Origin of the sequence: Psychrobium sp. nBUS_13 (assembly GCF_051201665.1) — a bacterium.
Taxonomy (GTDB): Bacteria; Pseudomonadota; Gammaproteobacteria; order Enterobacterales; family Psychrobiaceae; genus Psychrobium.
Genome location: NZ_CP179210.1, coordinates 2,051,747 through 2,075,681 on the forward strand (window position 1 = coordinate 2,051,747; position 23,935 = coordinate 2,075,681).

A 23,935-nucleotide genomic window follows, 5' to 3' on the forward strand; every position below is an offset into this window, starting at 1 on the left:
GCTGTACTTCTTTGATTTGTACTGTATTATCCAGTGATTAATTAAAAATTCTGCAATCCGATAGGGGATCTACATGCGTATTATCTTATTAGGCGCACCGGGCGCTGGTAAAGGCACTCAAGCTCAATTTCTAATGGATACTTTTGGTATTCCACAAATCTCAACCGGTGATATGTTACGTGCGGCAGTAAAAGCTGGTACACCGTTAGGTCTTGAGGCAAAAAAGGTAATGGATGCAGGTCAATTAGTGTCAGACGAATTGATTATCGGTTTGGTAAAAGAGCGTGTAGCACAAGAAGATTGTGTGAAAGGTTTCTTACTTGACGGTTTCCCGCGTACGATTCCACAAGCTGATGCAATGAAGGAAAATGGTATTGATGTTGACCACGTTGTCGAAATTGATGTGCCTGATGAAGAAATCGTAAAACGTATGAGTGGTCGTCGTGTACACTCTGGTTCTGGTCGTGTTTATCATGTTGTTTATAATCCGCCAAAAGTTGCTGATGTTGATGATGTAACAGGTGATGCGTTATCAATTCGTCCAGATGATGAAGAGTCAACAGTGCGCAAGCGCTTAGGTATTTATCATGACCAAACTAAGCCGTTAGTTGAGTACTACACCAAAGCCGCTGATGCTGGTTTGAATAAGTACCATAGTTTGGATGGTACACAAGCAGTGAGTGCTGTAAGTGAACAGATTAAAGCACTACTAGCGTAAACGCTTATAGCGTACTTTATAAAAACCAGTCTTAGGGCTGGTTTTTTTATGGCATTATTTTAATGTGCCAATAATGCAAAGAAACAACCTACTTGAGTCACAGTTTTACTCATCAATTCATAATATTAATCTTTTTATTACAGTAAGAATTGAGATTGCGCTAAAATGCGCGCGTTTGCTCAAATGATTCACCATTTGAGCCTTTTAAATTTTATTAGGCAGCTGCATGAAATTTCCCGGTCAACGAAAAATTAAGCATTATTTTCCTGTAACAACTCCAAAAGCGGTTCTGGAAAGTGGTAAAAAGCCAAAAATAGAAAGCCACATTTGTGGAATCGATCAAACGTTGGTGGATATTGAAGCACCCGTTGATCAAAGCTTTTTAGATAAGTTTGATCTTATTAAAGGGACATCTTGCTTAGTTGACGATAAACAAGCTGAAGCTGTATATAACGCGTTATTGGCAGAAAATAGTATTAGCCACGAGTTTGCTGGTGGAACCATCGGAAATACGCTTCACAACTTCTCAGTGTTATCTGATAACCGCAGTGTTCTATTTGGTGTCATTAGTGATCCTATCCGCGCGAAGGGCTATGCCTACAAGTATCTATGCAATACTTCCTCAAAAGTTGACCTTGATTTATTACAGCCAGTGTCAGGTCCAATTGGTCGTTGTTTTACCTTGATTAGCGAAGATGGCGAGCGTACATTTGCCTTCAACCAAGGTATGGCAAATGCCTTAACGTCGGACAATATTGATGAAAATGTTATTGCAAGCTCTTCTGCATTGGTGATTAGTTCGTATTTAATGCGAGTCGGCCAGGGCGATACAATCGATAGTGCAACGTTAAAAGCCGTAGAGTTAGCGAATGCGCATGGTGTACCCGTTGTTTTATCATTGGGTACAAAACAACTTATTGCTCAAAACCCATCATGGTGGTTAGAGTTTATCGAAAAGCACGTATCAGTGTTAGCGATGAACGAAGAAGAAGCAGAAACGTTAACAGGGTTGTCAGATCCGTTATTAGCTAGTGAAGCGGCTCTTAAAGTTGCCGATTTGGTGTTACTAACAGCAGGCCCTGAAGGACTTTATTTAAGTGGTTATACGGATTATGAACTGAAGCGCGAAACGTCGAACCCATTAAAGACGGGTGCGATTAGTGATTTTAATCAGTTTGAATTTAGCCGTGCAATGGCTAAAACTGAGTGTAGCGAGCCAATGATGGTATTTTCTCATATTGAGCCTTACATGGGTGGACCAGATAAAATTAAGAATACCAATGGCGCTGGCGATGGTGCGTTATCGGCTTTATTACATGACATGGCTGCTAACCATTACCATAAACAGCACTTTCCTAATTCGAGTAAGCATCTAAAGAATTCATTAACTTATTCGTCGTTTGCACAAGTGTGTAAATATTCTAATCGAGTGAGTTTTGAAATGCTTAACCAACATTCGCCGCGGCTTTCTAAGGGATTGCCTGAGCGAGAAGATAGTTTAGAAGAAGCATATTGGGAAATGTAGTGAAAAAGAAGCCTGATTTACAATCAGGCTTTTTTGTGAGGTCAAGGTTGCTTTATACCTTAAATTGCCCAATTGCTTGTTCAATATCACCTGTCAGTTTTGTCATGTATTCACTCTTCATTGAGGTATCTTTTGCGCCTAATGCTGTCTCTTCTACGTGACTATTAATATCGTTAATATTACGTCGCATTTCTGATATTGCCGCATTTTGCTCTTCTGTTGCCGTTGCTATTTGGGAATTTACTTGGTTGATGGCATCCACATCACTACTTATTTGATCAAGTGAAACACGAGCGTCATTGGTGTTTTCAACACAGTGTTGCGTTTTACGTCGGCTCTGCTCCATTGCTGATACGGCTTTATCAGAACAGATCTGAAGGCGTTCTATCATCTCTTGTATTTCTGAGGTCGAATCCTGTGTTCTTTTCGCAAGAGTACGGACTTCATCGGCAACTACGGCGAACCCGCGACCTTGTTCACCAGCTCTGGCTGCTTCAATCGCTGCATTAAGCGCAAGTAGATTGGTTTGATCAGCAATGCCTTTGATCACATCCAAAACTGAACCAATGTTATTGGTATCTTCAGCTAGTTCATTAATAACACTTGTTGCATTAGTGATTTCGTTTTCTAGTTCTTTGATGTTTTTGTCGGCTTGTGAGACAACGGACAGGCCACTATTTGCCGTCGTTGTTGAGCCATTTGCTAAATCTACTGCACTCGTCGCTAACGTTGCTACTTCCCTAATAGCAGGGACAATTTGTTCAATAGAGACGAGCAATTGTTGAATGCTGTTGCGTTGTTCTCCAATAGCGCTATTTGTTTCACTTGCGGTAGAGGATACTTGATGAGAGGAGTGAGTAATATCATTAATTGAAACGTGTAATTGGCTGATTATTGCTTGTATATTTGCGGCAAATAGGTTGAATCCGTTACCTAATGAAGAGATTTCGTCATTGCCTCTTGTTTCCAGTCGTCTTGTTAAGTCGCCTTCGCCTTCAGCGATGTCGATCATTGCGCTAATGGCAGTCTTAAGTGGCGCAAACAATATTTTGAATAGAAACGCAGAGATCGCCGCTACTATTAGCAAGATTAATACTTGGCTAATAGTGTTGACGCTAAGCCAATTAAGCGCCTCATTTTGAGATTGTTTTAGTTCAGCTGCGGTTCGTTGATCAAGCTCAGCAAAGAATTGATTAACGGGCGTCATAATATTTGAGACTTCTTGATGATAATGGTTATCAAATACGATTCTTAAGGCAAATTCTCGTACAGTCTCATCATCGCGAGGGCTATGAGGACCGGAAGCAAAACTATTGCTTTGAATTGCTCGCATTGCCTGATCTTCGGTCGCAATCAACGCATTTGAGTTATTAGATGCCTCATCAAGTAAACTAAATTCCTTGGCTGAGAAATTTAATTCTTTCATGATATCGCTTTGCTTACGAATGACGTTGGGGTAGAGGTGGTGATCTACGCTACTGGGTCTAGCAATTTCACCAGAGCGCCATTTTACGATGCTCCAATATTGGTCAAAATATTGTTGGTCACCAGTAGCAATATAGCTACGACATAGGCGTGTTAAATCTTGTGAAGTTTGCCTAAATTCATCAGCAAGAATATAAGACAAATAACGTGCGGTACTTTTAGATGTCTGCTCGACATTTTTATTGCTGGTGATAAATTGCGACACGAGTCCACCAACGATTAATAAAGTAACAAGTGCGAATGCACCAACTAAACGAGTTTTGATATTCATAATCGATCCTTGAATGATTACTTAATGCGACTTTAGTCCTAGAGACTAATAGTACGGCACTAAAAAATTACGATCAATAGTACTTTAGTGTTGCTATTGGGTGGTTGGTGCAGTGTATTGGATTTGAGTCATTAAAAAAGCACGCTACAGCAAAACTGTAACGTGCTTATCAAATTATAAAAATTTTAATAGCTATCGTTATGGACAGCAGCGATTGCTCTGCCTGATGGTTCGTTCATATTCTGAAAACTTTCGTCCCACGCTAATGCTTCTGGCGTAGAACATGCCACCGATTTGCCGCCTGGGACACATTTAGCTGCGGTGTCATTCGGAAAATGGCCTTCAAAGATAGTTCTAAACAAGTAACCTTCTTTGCTGTCTGGCGTATTATAAGGGAATTTAAACGCTGCATTTTCTAATTGTGCATCTGTTACGACGTGATCGGCATGGGCTTTTAATTCGTCAATCCAAGAATAGCCAACACCGTCAGAAAATTGCTCTTTTTGACGCCAAGCAACAGATTCAGGCAACATGTCCGAAAATGCTTCTCGCAATATATGCTTTTCCATACGCTCTTTCGTAATCATTTTACTATCAGGGTTTTGGGTCATCGCAACATCAATAAACTCTTTGTCTAAGAAGGGGACGCGCGCTTCAACGCCCCAAGCTGACATTGCTTTATTGGCTCGTGCGCAGTCAAACATATGCAGTTTATTGAGTTTTCGGACAGTTTCCTCATGAAACTCCTTAGCATTAGGCGCTTTGTGGAAATAGAGATAGCCGCCGAGTAGTTCATCAGAACCTTCACCTGATAGCACCATCTTAATTCCCATCGCTTTAATTTTACGGGCCATTAAGTACATTGGTGTTGACGCACGAATTGTCGTGACATCATAGGTTTCAAGATGATAGATAACATCTTTAATTGCATCCAAACCTTCACGAATTGTAAAATGTACTGGATGGTGAACTGTGCCTAGGTGTTCAGCAACCTTTTGCGCAGCGATTAAATCTGGAGAGCCTTCAAGACCTACAGCAAACGAATGTAGTTGTGGCCACCATGCGCCAGACTCGTCGTCATCTTCGACACGCTTTTTAGCAAATTGTTGAGTGATCGCTGATATAACAGAACTATCTAAACCGCCAGAAAGTAATACGCCATATGGTACATCTGACATCAATTGTCTTTTTACGCTGTTTTCTAATGCGACTTTTAATGCGGCTGGGCTAGCATCGTTATTCTTAACGTTGTCATAGTCAGTCCAATCACGTTGATAATATTTAACCAGTTCACCTTGTTTGCTATCAAAATAATGACCTGGTGGAAATTCCTCTACTGTTTTACAGACTGGGACCAGGGCTTTCATTTCTGATGCAACATAAAAGTTACCGTGCTCATCATATCCCGTATACATTGGGATGATTCCCATATGATCGCGCCCTAATAGATAACGATCTTGTGTTTCATCATAGAGTGCAAATGCAAACATGCCATTTAATTTGTCTAGAAATTGCGTACCGTGTGCTTGATACAATGCCAAGATGATTTCGCAGTCAGATTTTGTTTGGAAAGGGTAGTCAGGATAATCAGCACCAAGTTCTCGGTGATTATAGATTTCGCCATTAACCGCTAGAATATTACTGCCAGATTCGTTGTAAAGCGGTTGTGCTCCATTGTTAACATCGACGATTGATAAACGTTCATGGGCAAGTATTGCTTTTTCAGATGCATAAATCCCAGACCAATCAGGACCGCGATGGCGCATTAATTTGGACATCTCAAGAGCAGTCTCACGTAATTGTGCAGGATCTGATTTGAGATCAAATATTGAAAAAATGGAACACATACTAAAATTCTCCTAACGCCACGTTGGGCAAGTCTTAAAACAGGCAATATAAAGCAACAAACTTAGCAGGTAAGTATGTCATTTGGCGGTAAGTTGAAGGGTGGTCAATCGCTTGAAAACTCAATATCAATTAACTCACAATATTTACGGGCGCCGTACTTAGGTACGATCTTGTTCGTAAATGTTGTTGATTATTTATAATCGTGGAACTTTTATAACTAAACCCTTTATTATTGTCAACGATAATATAAAATCGTTATTGAATTAATTATAAGTTTTTAAATAATGACAAAATATCAATGGGTTGTTGGCTTCACATTCATTTCAACTTTGGTCGTAGCTGAAGAGGTATTTACGTCAATAAAGTCAGTGGATAAATATTGCCAAGAGCACAGTGCTGACGTGCTTGATGAGCAAGGATTGAAAACATTGAAATGGAACAGTGAATTTTTTAATGGTGAGCGCACGTTTAACATAGATGGACGCTGGGTGACGAATGGCGGCACATATCTGGTTGAATGTGAAGCACCATTTGGTGGTAACGAAAGTACAATGACCCTAGAGATCTCTAAAGAAAAGGCGCTGTAAAAGCGCCTTTTATCACACTAAGTTACGGAGTCTAATTAGGAGAATATCCTTCTTCACCTAATACACTATTGTCGAGGAATGCTTCGTGTTTATCATTGCAAGATTGCATTGATAAACGTCCTTCTACAAACCAACTAACGACGAGAGGGTAGATCCGATGTTCTTGTTCATGAACGCGCGCTGCTAAATCATCACTCGTATCGTTATCGAAAACTGGGACCTTCGCTTGCAAAACCACAGGGCCACCATCTAGTTGTGCAGTGACAAAATGGACACTAACACCATGCACTGTGTCGCCTGCGTCAATTGCTCGCTGATGAGTATTCAACCCTTGGTACTTAGGCAGCAAAGAGGGATGTATGTTGAGCATCTTCCCAGCAAAGCGTTCAACAAACGCTTCTGTAAGTATTCGCATAAACCCAGCAAGTACAACTAAATCTGGGCAATGTTCGTCGATGACATTCGCTAATTGAGCGTCGTATGCTTCACGTGTGTCATAATCGCGATGATTAACTACTGCATGCACGATGTCATGATTCTGAGCTCGTTCAAGACCATATACTTGCGGCTTATTAGAAATAACGGCAACCACGTCACCATTAATTTTATTGGCTTCACAAGCATCAATAATCGCTTGTAAATTGCTACCATTTCCGCTGATTAGCACGACAATTTTTTTAGACATGATAACGCCTTAGTTAATTGAAACTTGCTCTTCGTTACCTTCACGAGCAGCGATATCGCCAATATGCCAAGCATTTTCACCAAGTGCTTTAAATTGAGTTAGGGCGCTATCTAGATCAGCTTGTGGGACTACAAGGATCATGCCTACACCACAGTTGAAAGTGCGGTACATTTCGTAGGTATCAATATTACCTTTTTCTTGCAACCAGTTGAAAATCGATGGCCATTGCCAGCTATTGCCATTAATATTTGCTTTAAGATTTTCGGGTAATACACGAGGGATGTTTTCCCAGAACCCACCGCCTGTGATATGAGATAGGGCATGTACATTGTGTTGTGCAATGACTTCTAGACAGTTTTTAACATAAATGCGCGTTGGTTCCATTAAATGATCGGCTATTGATTTATCATCTAACATGGTCGAAGGATTTTCACCGCTTACTTCCAATACTTTACGAATTAGTGAGAAGCCATTTGAATGAGGGCCAGAAGACGCCAACGCAATCAATGCGTCGCCATCGCTAACTTTAGTACCGTCGATGACATCTTCTTTTTCAACGACACCTACGCAAAAACCAGCCATATCATAATCATCGCCATGATACATGCCCGGCATCTCAGCCGTTTCGCCGCCGATTAGAGCACAACCAGATAACTCACAGCCTTTTCCGATGCCTGTTACGACTTGCGTTGCCACATCAACATCAAGTTTTGCCGTCGCGTAGTAGTCTAGGAAGAAGAGTGGCTCTGCACCCTGTACGATTAGATCGTTTACACACATACCGACTAAATCTATGCCGACACTCTCGTGACGCTTTAGATCAATTGCTAAGCGTAATTTAGTACCAACACCGTCGGTACCTGAGACTAATACAGGTTCTTTATATTTAGTTGGTAATTGGCACAGTGCACCAAAACCACCAATATTTCCCATCACCTCTGGACGATGTGTACGTTTTACTACACCTTTGATGTTGTCAACGAGTGCATTACCTGCGTCAATATCAACACCAGCGTCTTTGTAACTTAAGGATTTTGAGTTGCTCACTTGAATTTTCCTGCTTAGCCATAAAAATTGCGCGTATTCTAGCGTAATGTATCTACTTAGAACATGAAAAAATGAGATTTATTTCACGTTTTTTCTGGCGTTTGTGACAACTAAGGTGATGCAGCGCACGCTAAGCTGTGTTTTATATAGAAATACTTTGTTCAGCAGAGATAAACCTTAGGTTTGTAGACTGGCTTCAACAATTTGCTTAGTGATTAATTTTACAGAATTATGCTAAGCTTTGGTTCAACATTAATAAGGATCCTTTCATCGCCGTGATTAACAAATCTTTCTTTTTTTTATCGATACTTTTTGTCAGTAGCTTATCCTTAAGTTTCAATGCACAAGCGCAAGATAAAAGTTCGCTTTATCATGGCGCAATCGCGGTGAATGATCAATCGACGGCAGCGCGTAATCAAGCTATTCAAACAATGTTTGGCCAAACTCTCATTAAAGTGTCTGGTCAAGGCAAAATAACCGAGCACCCAACCATCCTTAAAGAGATCAAAGCGGCGCTGTCTTACGCCACTGAATTTGGTTTTGAGAGTGGCGACAGCGGCTCAGTCCTAAACGTTAGCTTTAATGAAGAGCTCATTGACCGACTTTTGAAAGACAACGGGTTTACTCTTTGGGACGCAGAAAGGCCAACCGTCATGCTATGGTTAGTTTACGAAGATGAACATGGAATACGTCAGATTGTAAATGAGCAATCGAACAGCGAAGTCTTAGCGGAAATTAAAGCCGTTGCAAAAACACGTGGCTTACCATTGTTAGTGCCAATATGGGACTTGGATGACCAGTTAGTTGTATCAGCTGGTGATGTGTGGGGCCAATTTGAAGATAAAGTTGCGAGTGCGAATGCGCGTTATCAATCTGATTATATGATTCTTGCTAAAGTAACAAATCATGGCATTAGTAATAATGTGTCTTGGTCAGTGTTTAAGATGGGCAATGAGGTTGATATTTTTGGTCAAACAAGTACTCAGATTAGTATGACAGGCACAGACGAAACTCCGTCGATAGCACAAGCATTTGCTCAAGTGATTAATCAAAGCACCGATTTTTTTGCGCAGCAATATAGCGTTGATACGACGGCAGGTGATGGCAGTATTTTATTGACACTAACCAATGTCGATTCGCTAACCCGCTATGCTGATATCATCGATTATCTTAATAGTATAAAAGCAGTGGAACAGATTGTATTAGTTAAGGTAAAAGGGCAAGAATATCAATTTAAGATTGACTTACTGGGTAACGAATCTGCATTTTTAGACCTTATTAACCTTGGGAGCAAAATGGCTTCAATTACCAATTACGATCCCGATCTTGTTTTGTTTGAATGGCGAGGTTAAATTATCTGCGGTTAAGTGGCTTTGTCTGTTTGTTGGTTGCCTCTGCGAGACGTGCAATGTACACTTAACTTGATATTTAAATGAGTCGGAATACCCCTTTGTCAAACCCTAGTCAATTGTCTTTGCCAGTCTACTTGCCAGATGATGAGACTTTCGCAAGTTTCTACCCAGCAAACAATGAAGAGTTACTTAATGTAATGTCTTCGCTTGGTGATCAATCTCATAGCCAGTTCTTCTATCTTTGGGGGGCAGCAAAATCCGGTAAAACTCATTTGCTGCATGCGTGTTGTGCGTCTGCACAGGAGCAAGGTTTACAAACTTTCTATATACCGTTCGAAATGTATGCTTCGATGAGCGTTGCAATCTTGGAAAATTTGGACAGTTTGCCATTAATATGTCTTGATAACATCGACAATGTTGCTGGAAATCCACTGTGGGAAGAAGCACTGTTTGACTTATACAATCGTGTAAAGGAAGCAGGGGGTACATTAGTTGTTAGTGCCAATCATTCGCCCACGCAAAATGACTTTCAATTGCCAGATCTTGTTTCGCGCCTTAGTTGGGGCTTAAGTTACCAAGTGCACTCGATGTCTGATGAAGATAAGCTCGCGGCTATGCAACAACGCGGTGAAGCAAGGGGCTTGGTGTTAACTGACGAAGTCGTTAAGTATCTATTTAATCGCCTAGACCGTGATTTAAGAACGCTATTTGATACGCTTGACCGTCTGGATAAGGCATCGATGCAGGCACAAAGAAAACTGACGATTCCCTTTATCAAAGACACGTTGAAGCTATAAAAAAACCGCTGATTTAAGCGGTTTTTTTGTCAGCAAATTTAGAATCTATTGTGTTTCATCTTTTTTCTTACGGATGCTAAGTCCAAGCTCTTGTCCGCGAAATTTTGCGAAATAAGAACAGCCGATAAACATCATCAGCGCAAGAACGAGTTCAACAATGACGTACAGGCGTTCGTCAGGTCGATCCCAGATCAAGGTTAGCCCGTGTAACAAATAAAACATAACGATAAAGTTAGACCAAGCATAGGTATAAGGCTGGCGTTTCAAAATCCCCTTAAGCGGCAGTAATAAAGGGCCTACCGTTAGTAAAAAGGTCACGTATTTATTCATTTCTGATGGCACTAAAATTAAATGCCAAAGCGGTAAAAAGATCAGTAATCCAAAGTAACCGGCTTGACCAAGAATTAACACGCGTTTAGTTTTATCACGCATTAAATAATTTCCAATACATTTTCTGGAGGACGGCCAATTGCTGCTTTGTCACCGTTGACGACTATTGGACGTTCTAGTAGTTTTGGGGTAGCGACGATCGCTGCAATCAAATCTGCGTCAGTGATATCACTGTTACCAAGGCTTTGTTCTTTGTATTCAGTTTCTTTTACGCGCATAAACTGACGTGGACTTAGGTTAAGTTGAGCCATTAAGCTTTTGACGGTATCTGCAGTCATTCCAACTTTTAGATATTCAATAATTTCCGGTTCAACGCCGTTGTCATTTAATAGTTGTAATGTTTGTCGGCTCTTAGAGCAACGGGGATTGTGAAAAATTGAAATTTTGGACATAACAGCCTCTTTATTAAATTAATTGCGGCGGATCTTTGCTTATATTTTAAGATTTTTCAAGTCTTCTTCTTGTTGTCGTAATTGTTTAATGCGTGCTTGAACTTTAACTTGCGTTATTTGGTCATTTTTTATTTGATTATGCGCTTTATAGAGTTCTTTTAGCGCTTGTTCAAAGTTTCCATACAACGCAAAGTGTTCAGCTTTTGCAATATTTCTTTCGATGGGTTTACCAGCCTTGCGATTTGCATCAATCAGCATTGACCACGCAGGGATGTTATGCGGATGCGTATTCAAAAATCGCTCAAGCACGGTAATTGCTTTTGAATACTGATTCGCTTCGAGCAATGCGCTGGAATAATTAAGAGCAATGACAGAGTTGTTTGCCATGTAGCTGGTGTAATGTTTGAGTAACTTAATTGCTAACTGTGGTTTTTTCAATCCGAGATAGATGTCGGACAATGTGTCGATAAAAAATAGGTTATCAGGTTCAGTTCTACGTAGGTGTTGAATTAAGTTAAGTGCAACGTCATATTGTTTTAATTTAAAGGCCATTAGCGCTTTTCCGTAGTCATACGCCATCTGATGGGTTGATTCGTTGTTATTAAAACTCATTTTTAAACTGTGGTTTATTACATCGTCTGTAGTGTCATTAAAGCGCACCATGATTCTTGCCTTAGCCAATAAGAACGACAGATTGGGGCTGATGGCTACTGGACTATACGATTGCGCTCGAACTCTCGTCTCAGCAATACGTAATTCGGTAACAGGGTGACTTTGTAACATTGCAGGCATTTTAGATGAATAACGATGTTGAGCTGCCATCTTACCAAAAAACACAGACGCGCTTGCCGGATCAAATTTGCTCTTGGCGGTAAGCGCAATGCCGATGCGATCTGCTTCCCGTTCGTTGGATCGAGTGTAGTTAATTGCTAGCTGTTGAGAAAGTGCCAGGGATGTTTGTATACCAGCAATGCCAGCATCACCGGCACCCGCCATCACCAAAGCAATAGAACCAAGTAATGCAGCCATAGTTGCCGGGCTTGTTTTCTCGCGCGCTTCGATTGAGCGGGCAAGGTGGCGTTGCGTAACGTGCGTGATCTCGTGTCCTAATACTGATGCTAATTCGCTTTCATTGTCTGCTAACAGAAAGAGTCCAGTATGGATCCCGACGTGACCGCCAAAAAAAGCAAAGGCATTGATCGCCTTGTTCTCGACCATAAAGAATTCAAAGGGTGTTTTGACATCATTGGCATTTGCGACGAGCGTCAGGCCAACATCGTTGATGTATTGCTCTAAAAGTGGGTCATTGACGATGGGTAATCGCGAACGCATCATCATTTTATACGCTTTACCAATTCGAATTTCTTTTTCAATAGTCAGTGACGAGGAGGCAACTGTGCCTAATTCTGGTAGTTTGATTGCGCCATCCTGTGCAGATGTGACATTTTGCCATGCAAAAAATGGTAACAAGCATAAACTTATTGCTGATTGGCGAAACCGACGTGGTGATTTGTTTTTAGTCACAGAACTTGGCAATTTAAATTTCCCTTAATTAACGGAGTTTGCTGGGTAAACGTTGAGGTTTTCTGCGTTACAGGTAATAATAGTCTACCGCAGTTTATTGTACTATTGCATTGAAAATACTTGATTTTACGTCATTCCGTTGTCCAATCCCCTTGGTGCAAACAAAACTGTTTGTCAAAAACGCCCAAGTGGGAACTCATTGTCGAATCTTATTGTCTGACCCTGGGTCTATCCAAGATGTTCCCCAGATTTTAAAAAAGATGGGACATCTGGTTGAAATACAAACAGATGAAGCAGCAAATCACGTGGTGCTCAATGTCGAAATTTATGGTTTAAGGAATATTTAATGCTAGAACTGATCAGTAATTGGTATAAACGAAAGTTCTCTGATCCACACGCCGTTACGCTGGTGTTTATCTTAATCGCTGTCGCGTTGACTATTTATTTTTTCGCTAATATTCTGATGCCATTGTTGGTTGCTATCGTCTTTGCTTATTTATTAGAGCGCCCAGTGACCGCTTTAACGAGACATAAGATCCCACGAACAATCAGTGTAGTGATAGTATTGGCTATTGCATCTGCGATTATTATGTTGGTTGTATTTGGGATTCTGCCAAGCGTTTGGCATCAGGTCGTTGCATTGAGCAGTGATATGCCTGAAATGTTGTCACAGGCACAACAGTTCTTACTGGCATTACCCGAAAAGTATCCAAATTACGTGAATGCAACGCAGATCCAAAGTGTCACTGATAGCGCTAAAACGCATGTAATCGATTTAGGACAGGGCATCGTATCCCAATCATTTAAATCAATAGTGAATTTAGTCGCGTTAATGATTTACGTCATTTTAGTCCCACTGTTGATTTTCTTTTTCTTGAAGGATAAAGAGCTCTTGGTTGACAGTGCGAAGCACTACATTCCGGCGAATAGACGATTAGCATCCCAAGTATGGGCTGAAATGAATGTACAAATTAGTAATTATATTCGCGGTAAGGTGATTGAAATCGTTATCGTTGGTGGTGTTAGCTATATCGCGTTTACGATTCTGGGACTGGCCTATGCGACGTTATTGTCTGTGTTAGTGGGTTTGTCGGTACTCATACCTTTTATCGGCGCGGCAATTGTTACCATTCCCGTATTTTTAGTTGGGTTGTTTCAATGGGGTATTTCGCCTGAATTTGGATATTTGGTTATTGTGTATGGTGTGATTCAAGCCCTAGACGGTAATCTTTTGGTTCCATTGCTGTTTAGCGAAGCTGTTAACTTGCACCCAACGTCAATTATTGTGGCGGTATTACTCTTTGGTGGTTTATGGGGATTCTGGGGAGTATTTTTCGCGATTCCTCTCGCGACACTGGTAAAAGCTGTCGGCAATGCGATGTCAAAGCGTAACATTGAGCCGGCTCAAGTTACTTCACAGTAGGCTTTTATACCAATTGCATTAAATATTTGCCCACTTGTACTTGTTAAAATTAACTAAAATGGCGTTGCTCTCAATCCTAATAGCCAGCTATTAGTCAATCGAGCGCCTTGTTTTAGCTGATTTTCTCTACGCACAACAAGATCACTTACTTAATGCAATTAATGGTATTAGACGAATGACAAAAAAATGGCGTATCAATTGATACGCCATTTTTTTATTCTGGAGCTATCTCTGTTATCGGTTCGGGTATTTTGAAGCGACGGATCTGAATAATCATACCCATGGTTGAATGGTCGAAATAGTGGATTTCCTTTGAACGGACTCGGCGATGTTGTTTCATCGGATGACTCGTTAGTTGATTGACCAATCTAGTGCGTTTTTGAGCATATTCAAGCATATTTGAAGCTTGTGACTCAGTAGTCATTACGACGGTATCATTAGACAGATTGTCAACGTCATCTGCTGCGATCTGCTGCTCTACTTGTTCTATTTTACGTAAATCGAAATCTGTTTCGATAAACAAATAATGATTTAGATAGATCTTTAGAAAACCATCAAAGCGCCAAAGTGGTTTCGTGTCAGTTGTTTCATCCTGAGCTAACTCTGCGACTATCTCTTGAATATTGATAGCGGGTAGCGGTTGATTTATCGTTTCCACTTCGTTAGGCAATTTGTCGACGGCTTGCTCGACAGTAGTGGCTACCATGTCCGTTTGTTCAAGCATTTTACTTTCTGCTAACGCATCTGCTTCGGCGAGTAACCGTGCTTTATCTTGACCTTGTTCATTGTACTGGTTCGAAAAATCTTCCCCAGCAAACAAATGAATCGGCTTAGCGAGGTGACGAGCTAAGGTTGGTTGACGCCACCCTATATGCATAATGGGCTTGGTTGATTTTTGCCAGCGCATTTTTTTAACGAGCTCGGTCATTTCTAAACGCGATTGATCTAAAAGGTATGGCGATTCAGGTGTATGCACCAGTGCTGGTTGTGCATCGTCTGGTTCTTCTTTCGTTAAGCCACTGGCGGCATCCTGAGGGAGCTGCTCAATAGTTTGAAATACAGTTAATGGTGTTTGGTACTTGCGCTCTGCCGCTGGAATCGACTGATAAGAAACGCCATTAAAATCAAAAGTCTGAGGGTAGGCCACGTAAATATCTGGATTGTAGGTTGGGGCTATAACGTCGAGTTCTTCCGGTTTAACGAGATCATTACTAACATCTGACGAATTTACTGTTGTATCTTCCTCCTCTAAAGGCGGAGTTACTAACGCTGGGTTACCTGAAGTTAACTGCTGTGCAAGTGATAGAGTGTCCGACGTTTGGGCTGAAATAACAGAGTTGTCTTTTACGCTATCCAAACTCAGACGCTCTTGCTGACGTATTGCTCTAATGTTGAACGCCTCAGTCAATAGACTGTCATCAGGTGCGATACATTCAACAATCGTTTTCTCTGGAGGCGCAATGAGCTTAGTGGTTTGCTCGTCATTTGTGAGCGCAGGCGTATCAAGTACAGGCTCTATTGAATCTATTTGAGTGTTTAGCGCTGGTAAAGGCGTGAGACTAAATCGTTCAAATTGGCTTAACACCGGGCAGGGCTTGGTAACGCCGTAAAAAGCATTATCGACAATGTCGATACTTTTCATGGCTGAAAACTGTTTTAGTGGATCCTTAAATTGTTGCTTGGTTGATTCCCCAACACGTTCAAATATAATCAGCTCGACTTCAAACCATGACTCACTTGCTTGACTGGCAGGCATTAACATTAAGCCGCCAATCATTAATGATAACGCGCTAATAGGATGCTTCATTTATTTCTCCGTCGTATTACGTTCAAATTCCGTTAACATCGCGTTGACTAGATTTAATCTATCGGCGGCATTGTCGGTTTTTATGGCGAATTTCAATTTAGTCGGACCATCAAGTTTATAGATTGCTGGTTGAGTCTGTAACAATGACATGAGATACCCTAAATCAATAATGGTTTTCTCGCCAAAAACAATTTGTCCGCCATTGATACCAACTTCCAATCGTTTTATGCCCAGAGCGGCAATGCGCAACTTGATTAATGACACGGTAAACAAATTCTTTGCTGGCTCTGGTAATAATCCAAACCTATCGATAAGCTCAACCTGCATGGTATCAAGCGCTTTACTGTCTTTACAGTTGGCAATTCGCTTGTATAAAGAGAGTCGAGTATTTACATCAAAAATGTAATCTTCAGGCAATAAGGCAGAGATTTTTAGGTCGACATCGCCCCCTTGCGGTAACAGATTGTCCAGTTTCGGCTCACTGCCGTCCTTAAGCGCTTGTGTCGCGCCGTCGAGCATTTCCATGTAGAGGCTAAATCCGATAGTTTGGATTTGGCCGCTTTGGTCATCACCTAACAATTCACCCGCACCACGAATTTCTAAATCATGCGTTGCCAACACGAAACCAGCGCCGAGATCAGTGAGAGTCTCAATCGCCTCAAGGCGCTTTCGTGCATCTCTGGTGATTTGGTTAGGTGGTGGCGTCAATAGATACGCATACGCTTGATGATGTGAACGCCCGACACGGCCGCGAAGTTGATGAAGCTGAGCAAGGCCAAACTTATCGGCACGGTTAATAATAATGGTATTGGCGGTTGGTATATCAATTCCCGTTTCAATAATCGTAGAACATAGCAGGAGATTATAACGTTGGTGATAGAAATCACTCATGACCTTTTCTAATTCCCGCTCAGGCATTTGGCCATGGGCGATACCAATACGCGCTTCTGGCAATAATTGCTCTAGGTCTTGTGCCATATCTTCAATCTTATCGACATCATTATGAAGAAAATAGACCTGACCGCCACGTAGGATTTCACGGCGCACAGCTTCTTTGACTAATGCTTCGTCATAGGGTCTAACAAAGGTATTTACCGATAATCGTCTTGAGGGTGGTGTGGCGATGATAGATAAATCTCGCATACCACTCATTGCCATGTTTAACGTACGTGGAATAGGCGTTGCCGTCATCGTTAATATATCGATATTGGCGCGTAAAGAAGTGATTTTTTCTTTTTGACGCACACCAAAGCGATGCTCTTCATCGACAATTAATAACCCTAGATCATGAAAGTTAATGTCACCTTGAATAAGTTTGTGCGTGCCAATGACAATGTCCGCTTTTCCGTTCTCAACATCTTCAATGGCTTGTTTTTGTTGCTTTGCGCTTCTGAATCTAGATAGCTGTTCTACCCGTATGGCATGTTTGGCAAAACGGTCTCGAAAGTTTTCGAAATGCTGTTGTGCTAATAACGTTGTTGGTACTAAGACCGCTACTTGTTTTCCATCATTAACGGCAACAAAGGCGGCTCTCATTGCTACTTCCGTTTTACCAAAACCAACATCACCACAGACGAGTCTGTCCATCGGTTTCTTTTTTTGCATATCATTAACGACATGTAGAATCGCGTTTTGCTGATCAACGGTTTCTTCAAAAGGGAAACTCGCTGAGAACTGATTGTATTCATCGAAATCGACGTTAAATTGATGCCCCTTACGCGAGGCACGTTGCGCGTAAACATCTAACAACTCTGCCGCAACGTCGCGAATTTTTTCTGCTGCTTTTCGTTTGGCCTTTGTCCATTTGTCGCTGCCAAGACTATGCAGTGGTGCGCTTTCTTCACTTGATCCGCTATAGCGCGAAATGAGATTGAGGGACGACACTGGTACATAAAGCTTTGCTTCGTTAGCATATTCTAGAGTGACATATTCAATATCGATGCCACCATTTTCAATGTAGGTAAGACCTTGATAACGACCGACACCGTGATCGTAATGCACAACTGGTTGTCCAATAGACAATTCAGCTAAACTACGAACTATTGCTTCACTGGAAATCGTTTGCGCTTTTTCACGGCGGCGGCGCTGTGAAACCTGAATACCAAACAATTCGTTTTCACAGATAAACGCGATATTGTCATCATATAGCTCTACACTGTTTTCTAATGGCGCGATGATAACACTTATGGCGTGGGACAGTGCTTGCGCAACAGTTTCACATTCGACAGGTGTGACATTGTCTTTTTTTAACAACTCTAATAGCGCCTGCGCACGCCCAAGTGATTCAACGCAGAAGATTACTTTTCGGTTGGGCTCTGTCTTTAAATAATCTAGTAGCTTACCCGTTGGGAGACTTTGTTTGTGATCAACACTAATATCACTAATCGCTACTGCATTGAGATTGAAATGGCCAGCTTGTTGTGACGCCGGTAAGTGGTCAAAAGCGATGCGATTAAATTCATTGAGCTTGCCAAAAAACTCATCGACACGACAGAATAATTCTTGAGGCTCAAGAATAGGGCGTGCTCTGTCATAACGACGTTCTTCATAACGATATTTAACATCATCAAAAAATTCATTAGCGCTATCGTGAATATCGCCAACGGTGAATAGAGTCGCTTCCTTTGGGAGATAATCGAAAAGTGTCGCACATTCTTTAAAAAATAGCGGTAGATAATACTCAATGCCAGCAGGCCATATCTGTTTAGTGACTTGCTGATAGATAGATTCCGGTTCATTAGAGGCGTCGAAGCGTTCTCGCCAGTGGCTTCTAAATAGCTCTACCGCCATTTGGTGAGTTGGAAACTCTTTAGCGGGTAAAATTCTAATCTCACTGACTTTATCCGTAGAGCGTTGTGATTCAGGATCAAAAAATGCGATTGAATCAATCTCATGGTCAATAAAGTCAATTCGGTAGGGCTTATTGCTGCCCATTGGATAGATATCTAGAATTGAACCCCGTTGACTATATTCACCATGTGCCAACACTTGATGAACATTTTCATAACCCGCCGTATCTAACGCTTGCTTTAATCTGTTTGGATCACGCTCTTCGTTAGTCTTTAAAAGTAAGGTGTGGCCATTAATAAATTCGCTCGGACTTAGCTTGGCCATGGCTGTTGCGATTGGCAACAAGATAATGCCATGTTCCATACTCGGTAAATGGTACAAGGTTTCAAGGCGTTGAGAAATGATGTCTTGATGCGGCGAAAAACTATCGTATGGTAGCGTTTCCCAATCAGGAAATAACATGACAGGCAAGTTATGTTCAGCCGCAACATATTCTAATTCTGTCTCAAGTTTTAGTGCGGTTGCAGTATCATTACACAATAATACGGTCAGTGATGATTGTTGCTTCGCCATTTCTACAAGTGTTAGCGCTAGTGCGCTGCCTTGGAGGTTGCCGATTGTTAGTTTTTGATTTGAACGTTGAGATAAATCTGGCAGAGAAGCAATAAATTGGCGGATCAGAGACATTGGTAAAAATACTTAATAAATGATGTGGTTAGTATAACCTCATAAGCTTAATCTCGCCAAATTAACCTGTGATGAATTACTCATCATTATCAGGTTTTCGTGCATCACTACGTTGTTTTAATTGAATGGTTTGAATATGTAGAGAATTACGAACCAACTGTTCTTGATCTTCTTCGTCGATTTTTACAAATTCTACATTAATGACCATGCCGTCATCACAGGGTTGTGTGTCAATGACCTTTCCTATGGCATAAATCGCGCTGTTACATTCTTCAATAAACAACTTTAGCTCGAGTAATGTATCGTTTGCAATTGATGATTGATTGATAAAAGTGATGTTACTGCCACCAAAACTGGTGCCTTGATTTCTTGCTTTACTGCCTTCATCGAGGGTTAAAATATAACTCATCATTAAATCAATTTTTTTAGATTGCAGCGCTAAAAAATCACTTAACTCACCTGCGTGTTCACCAAGGCTACGTAGTGGTTTTATAGTATGTCGATCAAGTTGATTTATTTGAGACGCGAGTTTGAACGATGTAGGCATATTGGCTACGAAGTCGGCGTCACTTGGTATAGACGACGAACTTAGCGTTTTAACACTCAACTCAAATGCATGAGATATTGAAAAAAATTGTTGTTGGTTATCCACGAGCCATCCTCTTTTTACTACGTTGGTTCGCAACAATGGCAAATAAAACTTGGGTTTACGAATCAATGCCATTATCATCGCCTAATATTTTTATTATTCACGTTTTTAGTTGGCGTCACAAGTAATCTCTTGATAATAGTTTGAATTTTCCGAGTGATGAAGAGTCAATAACCGTTACATGTGAGTAAAATAAGCAGGTTTACATTGAATATTACCCCATACCTCATTGCCTGGCGCTACGCGAGAGCGCGAAACGGCAGTCGATTTTTAAATTTTATTACCTTGTTTTCTATTGGTGGGATCATGCTAGGCGTTACCGCACTGATTATTGTGCTTTCGGTAATGAATGGTTTTGAGAGCCAACTTAAAGACAGAATATTAGGGGCTGTTCCGCATCTTGTGGCCACTAATGTTAAGGATAATGAAATCTCAACGTTAAAGTCCCCTGAACAGGTAATTGGTGTCACTCAATTGTTAATGTCACAGGCAATGATTCAAGGTGACAGCGAATTAAGTGCAGTGATGTTGCAAGGCATTAATCCCATTGAAGATACAGCCGTTAATCCACTGGCAAGCAACATGCGTTATGGCGAATTCGAGACGTTGGTCGCCGGCAAATATCGGATTATTGTTGGTCGAATACTCGCACGTCAACTTAATGTACGCGTTGGCGACAAAATTAGAGTTATATCCGCAGAAAAAAGTGTATTTACACCATTTGGCCGCATGCCTAGTCAACGCAACTTTACTATTAGTGGCGTTTTTGAAATGCAATCAGACGCAGACTCTTCCATTGCGCTGATCCATATTGAAGATGCTCGTCGTTTATTACGATTACCTAAAGGCTTTGAGCCAAGTTACCGATTATTTCTTAACAACTCATTTGATGATTTACTCGTCGCATCTCAAATTAAAGCCGCTTCACAAGATATAGAACTATCAAGTTGGCGAAACGAGTATGGCGAATTATTTAGCGCCGTGCGTATGGAAAAGAATATGCTGTGGATGATGTTAAGTCTCATTATTGCGGTTGCCGCGTTTAATATAATTTCCGCACTCGTTATTCTAGTGACTGAAAAACAAACAGACATTGCAATCTTGTCGACGTTAGGTTTGTCGAGATCAAAGACAGCGTTAATTTTTATTGCTCAAGGCACGCTAAATGGAATAATTGGTACGATTGTTGGCACGATAGCAGGTTTATTGTTGACCTATAACCTCAATACGATATTGCATGCATTTAACCTTAATATTGTCGCTAATCCAATTGATCCTACAGGTGGGTTACCCATCGTGATTGATTATCAACAAGTCTGCATTTTAGTTCTGGCAACGATTGTAGTAACGCTTATATCTACGTTATACCCATCTTATAAAGCAGGCGCAGTTGAGCCAGCTGAGGCATTAAAACATGAATAAACCGCTATTAACCTGTACGGGTATTTCTAAAACGTATCAAGATGGTGATAACCAAGTCAATGTCTTGTCAGCGCTTGATCTTACGCTAAATTCCCATGAGTTACTGGCTATCACTGGTCGTTCTGGCTCAGGAAAGTCGACATTGCTGCATCTGCTGGGAACGTTAGATGAACCAAGCAGTGGTGAAATATTATTTGAAGGTCAAGATATTCATCAATTGAGCAAAAATAAGCAAGCGATATTTCGAAATCAATCGTTGGGCTTTATTTACCAATTTCATCATCTATTAGCTGAATTTAGCGCACTAGAAAATGTGATGATGCCGTTGTTGATCGCGGGTGAGTCACAACAACTTGCCAAAGCTCGTGCCATTGAGATGATAAAGAGCGTCGGTTTAAGCGACCGCGGGCATCATAAACCTAGCCAGTTATCGGGTGGTGAAAGGCAGCGCATTGCTATTGCTCGAGCATTAGTTAATAAACCAGCATTAGTCCTTGCCGATGAGCCGACAGGGAATCTAGATAGTGAAAATGCATTAGCAATTTTTCAGTTGTTAAAATCACTACGTGACCAACAAGGCACTAGTTTTGTAGTGGTTACACACGATAATGAGTTAGCCAATAAACTTGACCGTGTCGTAAACCTAAGTAGTGGTAGTTTAGCCTCTTTGGATAATTGCCATGAATAACGAGTCTAAATTGGGTTTAACATTTGGGCTTAGTAGTGCCATCGGGATTCGTTTTTTAATGGCTAAATCATCCAATCGATTTATCTCATTTATTTCGATGACCGCGATGTTTGGCATTGCCATCGGAATCACTGTTTTACTGGTTATTATGTCCGCCATGAACGGCTTTGAGCAGCAATTAAGAGACAGGTTGCTTTCGGTTGTTCCTCACGGCGAAATAGTGGCAGTTCAAGAGCCAATTAAAAACTGGGAAAGCGTGGTTGCAGATCTTAAGCAATTGCCTGGTGTGATTGATGGCGCTCCTGTGATCGCAGTAAAAGGATTAGTGCTTCAAGGAAGTCATTTGTCAGGGATAGCGTTAGACGGAATTTTACCGAGCCAAGAAGCTCAGGTTATGTCGAGCTTGGAGTATATGACGGCTGGCGCTTGGGAAAAGTTAACGCCTGGTGCAAATAACATTATTCTTGGACAGGGACTGATTGATAAATTTAACTTTGAGCTAGGTGACAATATTTCGGTCATGATTCCCAAAAAAGGTGACAAAGGGCGGTTGTCATCACCAACGGTCGCAAATTTTAATTTGGTGGGTAGCTTTAAATTTGGCGGTCAATTAGATGCGCTGCAAGCGTATATTCATTTAGACGATGCAAGAACACTAGCCAACGTTGAGAATGGCGTTCTAGGGGTTCGCTTTAAGTTTGATGACATTTTTAGTGCGACAGATATTATTCGCGATATTGGAAGAAACGTACGCAGTTATGTCTATTTGAGTGATTGGACGAGAAAACAAGGTCATTTATATAACGACATTAAATTGGTCCAAATGATTACTTATATTGTTCTCGTTCTCGTAATTGCGGTTGCTAGCTTTAATATTGTGTCGACGTTAGTCATGGCTGTAAACGATAAAGAAAGTGAAATTGCCATTTTGCTCACGATGGGTCTATCTCAAGGACAAGTTAAACAAATTTTTATTGTGCAAGGAATGATTAATGCAACCTTCGGCTGTATTTTAGGGGGCATACTCGGTAGTTTAGTCAGCGTAAATTTGGCAGAAATCGTCCAATGCTTAGAACACTCATTTTCTATTCAAGTGTTATCTGGTGATATCTATTTTATTGATGCGTTGCCCTCTGAATTTAGATTAGGTGACTTGGCCATTTTAGTGGGTGCTACGTTAAGTATCAGTTTTTTGGCAACACTCTATCCGGCGTCTAACGCGGCTAAGATAAAACCCGCTTTAGTGTTGGGGCAATAGATAGATTGGTGAAAGTGGATGTTTACGTATAAAAAATGCCTTTTTTGATCGCTTAGTAGGTTAGCGCTTTTGTCGTTGCTTGTATTCTCTGATCACTGATAAGCGCCAAAGAATCCTAATAAATGCGTAACCAATTGCACTAGATACTAATCCAATAACCACACAACCGGTTAATAGTGGTGGGGCGATTGTACCTAAGCTCGACAAAAACCAATCGACAGATATTTCAAAATTGAATTCATGCGTTTCACTGCCGAGTATTTTGACGCCCAGTAGATAAGCACCATAGAACATCGGCGGCATAGTCAATGGATTACTAATCCATACAAGGACGACTGATAATGGCAAGTTGACCCTGAACACCACAGCAAATATTGCTGCAAAGAGCATTTGCATCGGGATTGGCATCCACGCGAAAAATAGCCCGACGGCAAAAGCGCCTGACGCACCACGACGATTGAGATGCCACAGGTTTGGATCATGCAAGCGTGAACCTAAATAGCGCAAATGTTTATGATCACGAATTTTTTCATGATCAGGCATTAACCGTTTAATTGTTTTTCTTGGCATATACTTATTCAACTATGACT

General features: G+C 41.1%; 21 protein-coding genes. 10 read left to right on the top strand and 11 right to left on the bottom strand.

The window, feature by feature from the left end:
- The first annotated feature begins 73 nt into the window (after positions 1 to 73).
- On the top strand, positions 74 to 718 hold the full coding sequence (gene adk, locus ACMAZF_RS09255; RefSeq protein WP_435277067.1) for an adenylate kinase: 645 nt from the start codon (positions 74 to 76) through the stop codon (positions 716 to 718).
- A 226-nt stretch (positions 719 to 944) separates the two neighbouring features.
- On the top strand, positions 945 to 2,243 hold the full coding sequence (locus tag ACMAZF_RS09260) for an inosine/guanosine kinase (RefSeq protein WP_435277068.1): 1,299 nt from the start codon (positions 945 to 947) through the stop codon (positions 2,241 to 2,243).
- 52 nt (positions 2,244 to 2,295) lie between these two features.
- Here the strand turns inward: ACMAZF_RS09260 and ACMAZF_RS09265 are convergent, their stop codons facing one another.
- Together ACMAZF_RS09265 and asnB are read right to left on the bottom strand one after the other, a co-directional pair.
- Positions 2,296 to 3,999 carry a methyl-accepting chemotaxis protein gene (locus tag ACMAZF_RS09265; RefSeq protein ID WP_435277069.1) on the bottom strand — a complete coding sequence of 568 codons (1,704 nt, stop codon included), beginning with the start codon at positions 3,997 to 3,999 and terminating at the stop codon, positions 2,296 to 2,298.
- 185 nt (positions 4,000 to 4,184) lie between these two features.
- Positions 4,185 to 5,846, bottom strand: a complete 1,662-nt coding sequence (asnB, locus tag ACMAZF_RS09270; protein ID WP_435277070.1) for an asparagine synthase B — start codon at positions 5,844 to 5,846, stop codon at positions 4,185 to 4,187.
- A gap of 285 nt (positions 5,847 to 6,131) precedes the next feature.
- Here asnB and ACMAZF_RS09275 point away from each other — a divergent pair, with 285 nt between their 5' ends.
- Positions 6,132 to 6,434 carry a hypothetical protein gene (locus ACMAZF_RS09275; RefSeq protein WP_435277071.1) on the top strand — a complete coding sequence of 101 codons (303 nt, stop codon included), beginning with the start codon at positions 6,132 to 6,134 and terminating at the stop codon, positions 6,432 to 6,434.
- Between the two features lie 31 nt (positions 6,435 to 6,465).
- On the opposite strand, the gene purN is transcribed toward ACMAZF_RS09275, so the two are convergent.
- Both purN and purM read right to left on the bottom strand, forming a co-directional pair.
- Positions 6,466 to 7,119 (bottom strand): phosphoribosylglycinamide formyltransferase, encoded by a 654-nt coding sequence (gene purN, locus ACMAZF_RS09280; RefSeq protein WP_435277072.1) that lies wholly within the window; start codon positions 7,117 to 7,119, stop codon positions 6,466 to 6,468.
- Between the two features lie 9 nt (positions 7,120 to 7,128).
- Positions 7,129 to 8,166, bottom strand: coding sequence for a phosphoribosylformylglycinamidine cyclo-ligase (gene purM / locus ACMAZF_RS09285; RefSeq protein WP_435277073.1), 1,038 nt, complete (start codon positions 8,164 to 8,166; stop codon positions 7,129 to 7,131).
- Positions 8,167 to 8,441: 275 nt separating this feature from the next.
- Between purM and ACMAZF_RS09290 the strand changes: the two genes are divergently transcribed.
- Positions 8,442 to 9,518, top strand: coding sequence for a DUF2066 domain-containing protein (locus tag ACMAZF_RS09290; RefSeq protein WP_435277074.1), 1,077 nt, complete (start codon positions 8,442 to 8,444; stop codon positions 9,516 to 9,518).
- An 80-nt stretch (positions 9,519 to 9,598) separates the two neighbouring features.
- Positions 9,599 to 10,315 carry a DnaA inactivator Hda gene (hda, locus tag ACMAZF_RS09295; protein WP_435277075.1) on the top strand — a complete coding sequence of 239 codons (717 nt, stop codon included), beginning with the start codon at positions 9,599 to 9,601 and terminating at the stop codon, positions 10,313 to 10,315.
- A gap of 45 nt (positions 10,316 to 10,360) precedes the next feature.
- On the opposite strand, the gene ACMAZF_RS09300 is transcribed toward hda, so the two are convergent.
- The 3 genes from ACMAZF_RS09300 to ACMAZF_RS09310 are packed head-to-tail and all read right to left on the bottom strand — an operon-like array spanning position 10,361 to position 12,621.
- Entirely contained in the window at positions 10,361 to 10,747 is a 387-nt protein-coding gene (locus ACMAZF_RS09300; protein WP_435277076.1) for a DUF2069 domain-containing protein, read from the bottom strand.
- Positions 10,747 to 11,097 (bottom strand): arsenate reductase (glutaredoxin), encoded by a 351-nt coding sequence (gene arsC / locus ACMAZF_RS09305; RefSeq protein ID WP_435277077.1) that lies wholly within the window; start codon positions 11,095 to 11,097, stop codon positions 10,747 to 10,749. The genes ACMAZF_RS09300 and arsC overlap by 1 nt, the downstream gene beginning before the upstream one ends.
- Before the next feature lie 39 nt (positions 11,098 to 11,136).
- Complete coding sequence (locus tag ACMAZF_RS09310; RefSeq protein WP_435277078.1) at positions 11,137 to 12,621, bottom strand: M48 family metalloprotease; 1,485 nt, start codon at positions 12,619 to 12,621, stop codon at positions 11,137 to 11,139.
- A gap of 110 nt (positions 12,622 to 12,731) precedes the next feature.
- On the opposite strand from ACMAZF_RS09310, the gene ACMAZF_RS09315 reads away from it, so the two are divergent.
- A complete protein-coding gene (locus ACMAZF_RS09315; RefSeq protein ID WP_435277079.1) occupies positions 12,732 to 12,968 on the top strand; it encodes a sulfurtransferase TusA family protein in 237 nt (78 codons plus the stop codon).
- Entirely contained in the window at positions 12,968 to 14,044 is a 1,077-nt protein-coding gene (locus tag ACMAZF_RS09320) for an AI-2E family transporter (protein WP_435277080.1), read from the top strand. Before ACMAZF_RS09315 ends, ACMAZF_RS09320 begins: the two co-directional genes overlap by 1 nt.
- A gap of 214 nt (positions 14,045 to 14,258) precedes the next feature.
- Here the strand turns inward: ACMAZF_RS09320 and ACMAZF_RS09325 are convergent, their stop codons facing one another.
- The 3 genes from ACMAZF_RS09325 to ACMAZF_RS09335 form a co-directional block, all read right to left on the bottom strand.
- Positions 14,259 to 15,851, bottom strand: coding sequence for a CsiV family protein (locus ACMAZF_RS09325; protein ID WP_435277081.1), 1,593 nt, complete (start codon positions 15,849 to 15,851; stop codon positions 14,259 to 14,261).
- Positions 15,852 to 19,328 (bottom strand): transcription-repair coupling factor, encoded by a 3,477-nt coding sequence (gene mfd, locus ACMAZF_RS09330; RefSeq protein WP_435277082.1) that lies wholly within the window; start codon positions 19,326 to 19,328, stop codon positions 15,852 to 15,854.
- Positions 19,329 to 19,404: 76 nt separating this feature from the next.
- Positions 19,405 to 20,052, bottom strand: coding sequence for a PilZ domain-containing protein (locus ACMAZF_RS09335; protein WP_435277083.1), 648 nt, complete (start codon positions 20,050 to 20,052; stop codon positions 19,405 to 19,407).
- A gap of 132 nt (positions 20,053 to 20,184) precedes the next feature.
- Here ACMAZF_RS09335 and ACMAZF_RS09340 point away from each other — a divergent pair, with 132 nt between their 5' ends.
- From ACMAZF_RS09340 to ACMAZF_RS09350, 3 genes are read left to right on the top strand one after another with little or no spacing between them, the layout of a single operon-like run.
- Positions 20,185 to 21,399 carry a lipoprotein-releasing ABC transporter permease subunit gene (locus tag ACMAZF_RS09340; RefSeq protein ID WP_435277084.1) on the top strand — a complete coding sequence of 405 codons (1,215 nt, stop codon included), beginning with the start codon at positions 20,185 to 20,187 and terminating at the stop codon, positions 21,397 to 21,399.
- Positions 21,392 to 22,087 carry a lipoprotein-releasing ABC transporter ATP-binding protein LolD gene (lolD, locus tag ACMAZF_RS09345; protein ID WP_435277085.1) on the top strand — a complete coding sequence of 232 codons (696 nt, stop codon included), beginning with the start codon at positions 21,392 to 21,394 and terminating at the stop codon, positions 22,085 to 22,087. Before ACMAZF_RS09340 ends, lolD begins: the two co-directional genes overlap by 8 nt.
- The gene (locus tag ACMAZF_RS09350; RefSeq protein WP_435277086.1) at positions 22,080 to 23,345 is read left to right on the top strand and encodes a lipoprotein-releasing ABC transporter permease subunit; all 1,266 of its coding nucleotides are present in this window, start codon (positions 22,080 to 22,082) and stop codon (positions 23,343 to 23,345) included. The genes lolD and ACMAZF_RS09350 overlap by 8 nt, the downstream gene beginning before the upstream one ends.
- A 60-nt stretch (positions 23,346 to 23,405) precedes the next feature.
- On the opposite strand, the gene ACMAZF_RS09355 is transcribed toward ACMAZF_RS09350, so the two are convergent.
- The gene (locus ACMAZF_RS09355; protein ID WP_435277087.1) at positions 23,406 to 23,915 is read right to left on the bottom strand and encodes a DUF2062 domain-containing protein; all 510 of its coding nucleotides are present in this window, start codon (positions 23,913 to 23,915) and stop codon (positions 23,406 to 23,408) included.
- Positions 23,916 to 23,935: the final 20 nt, after the last annotated feature.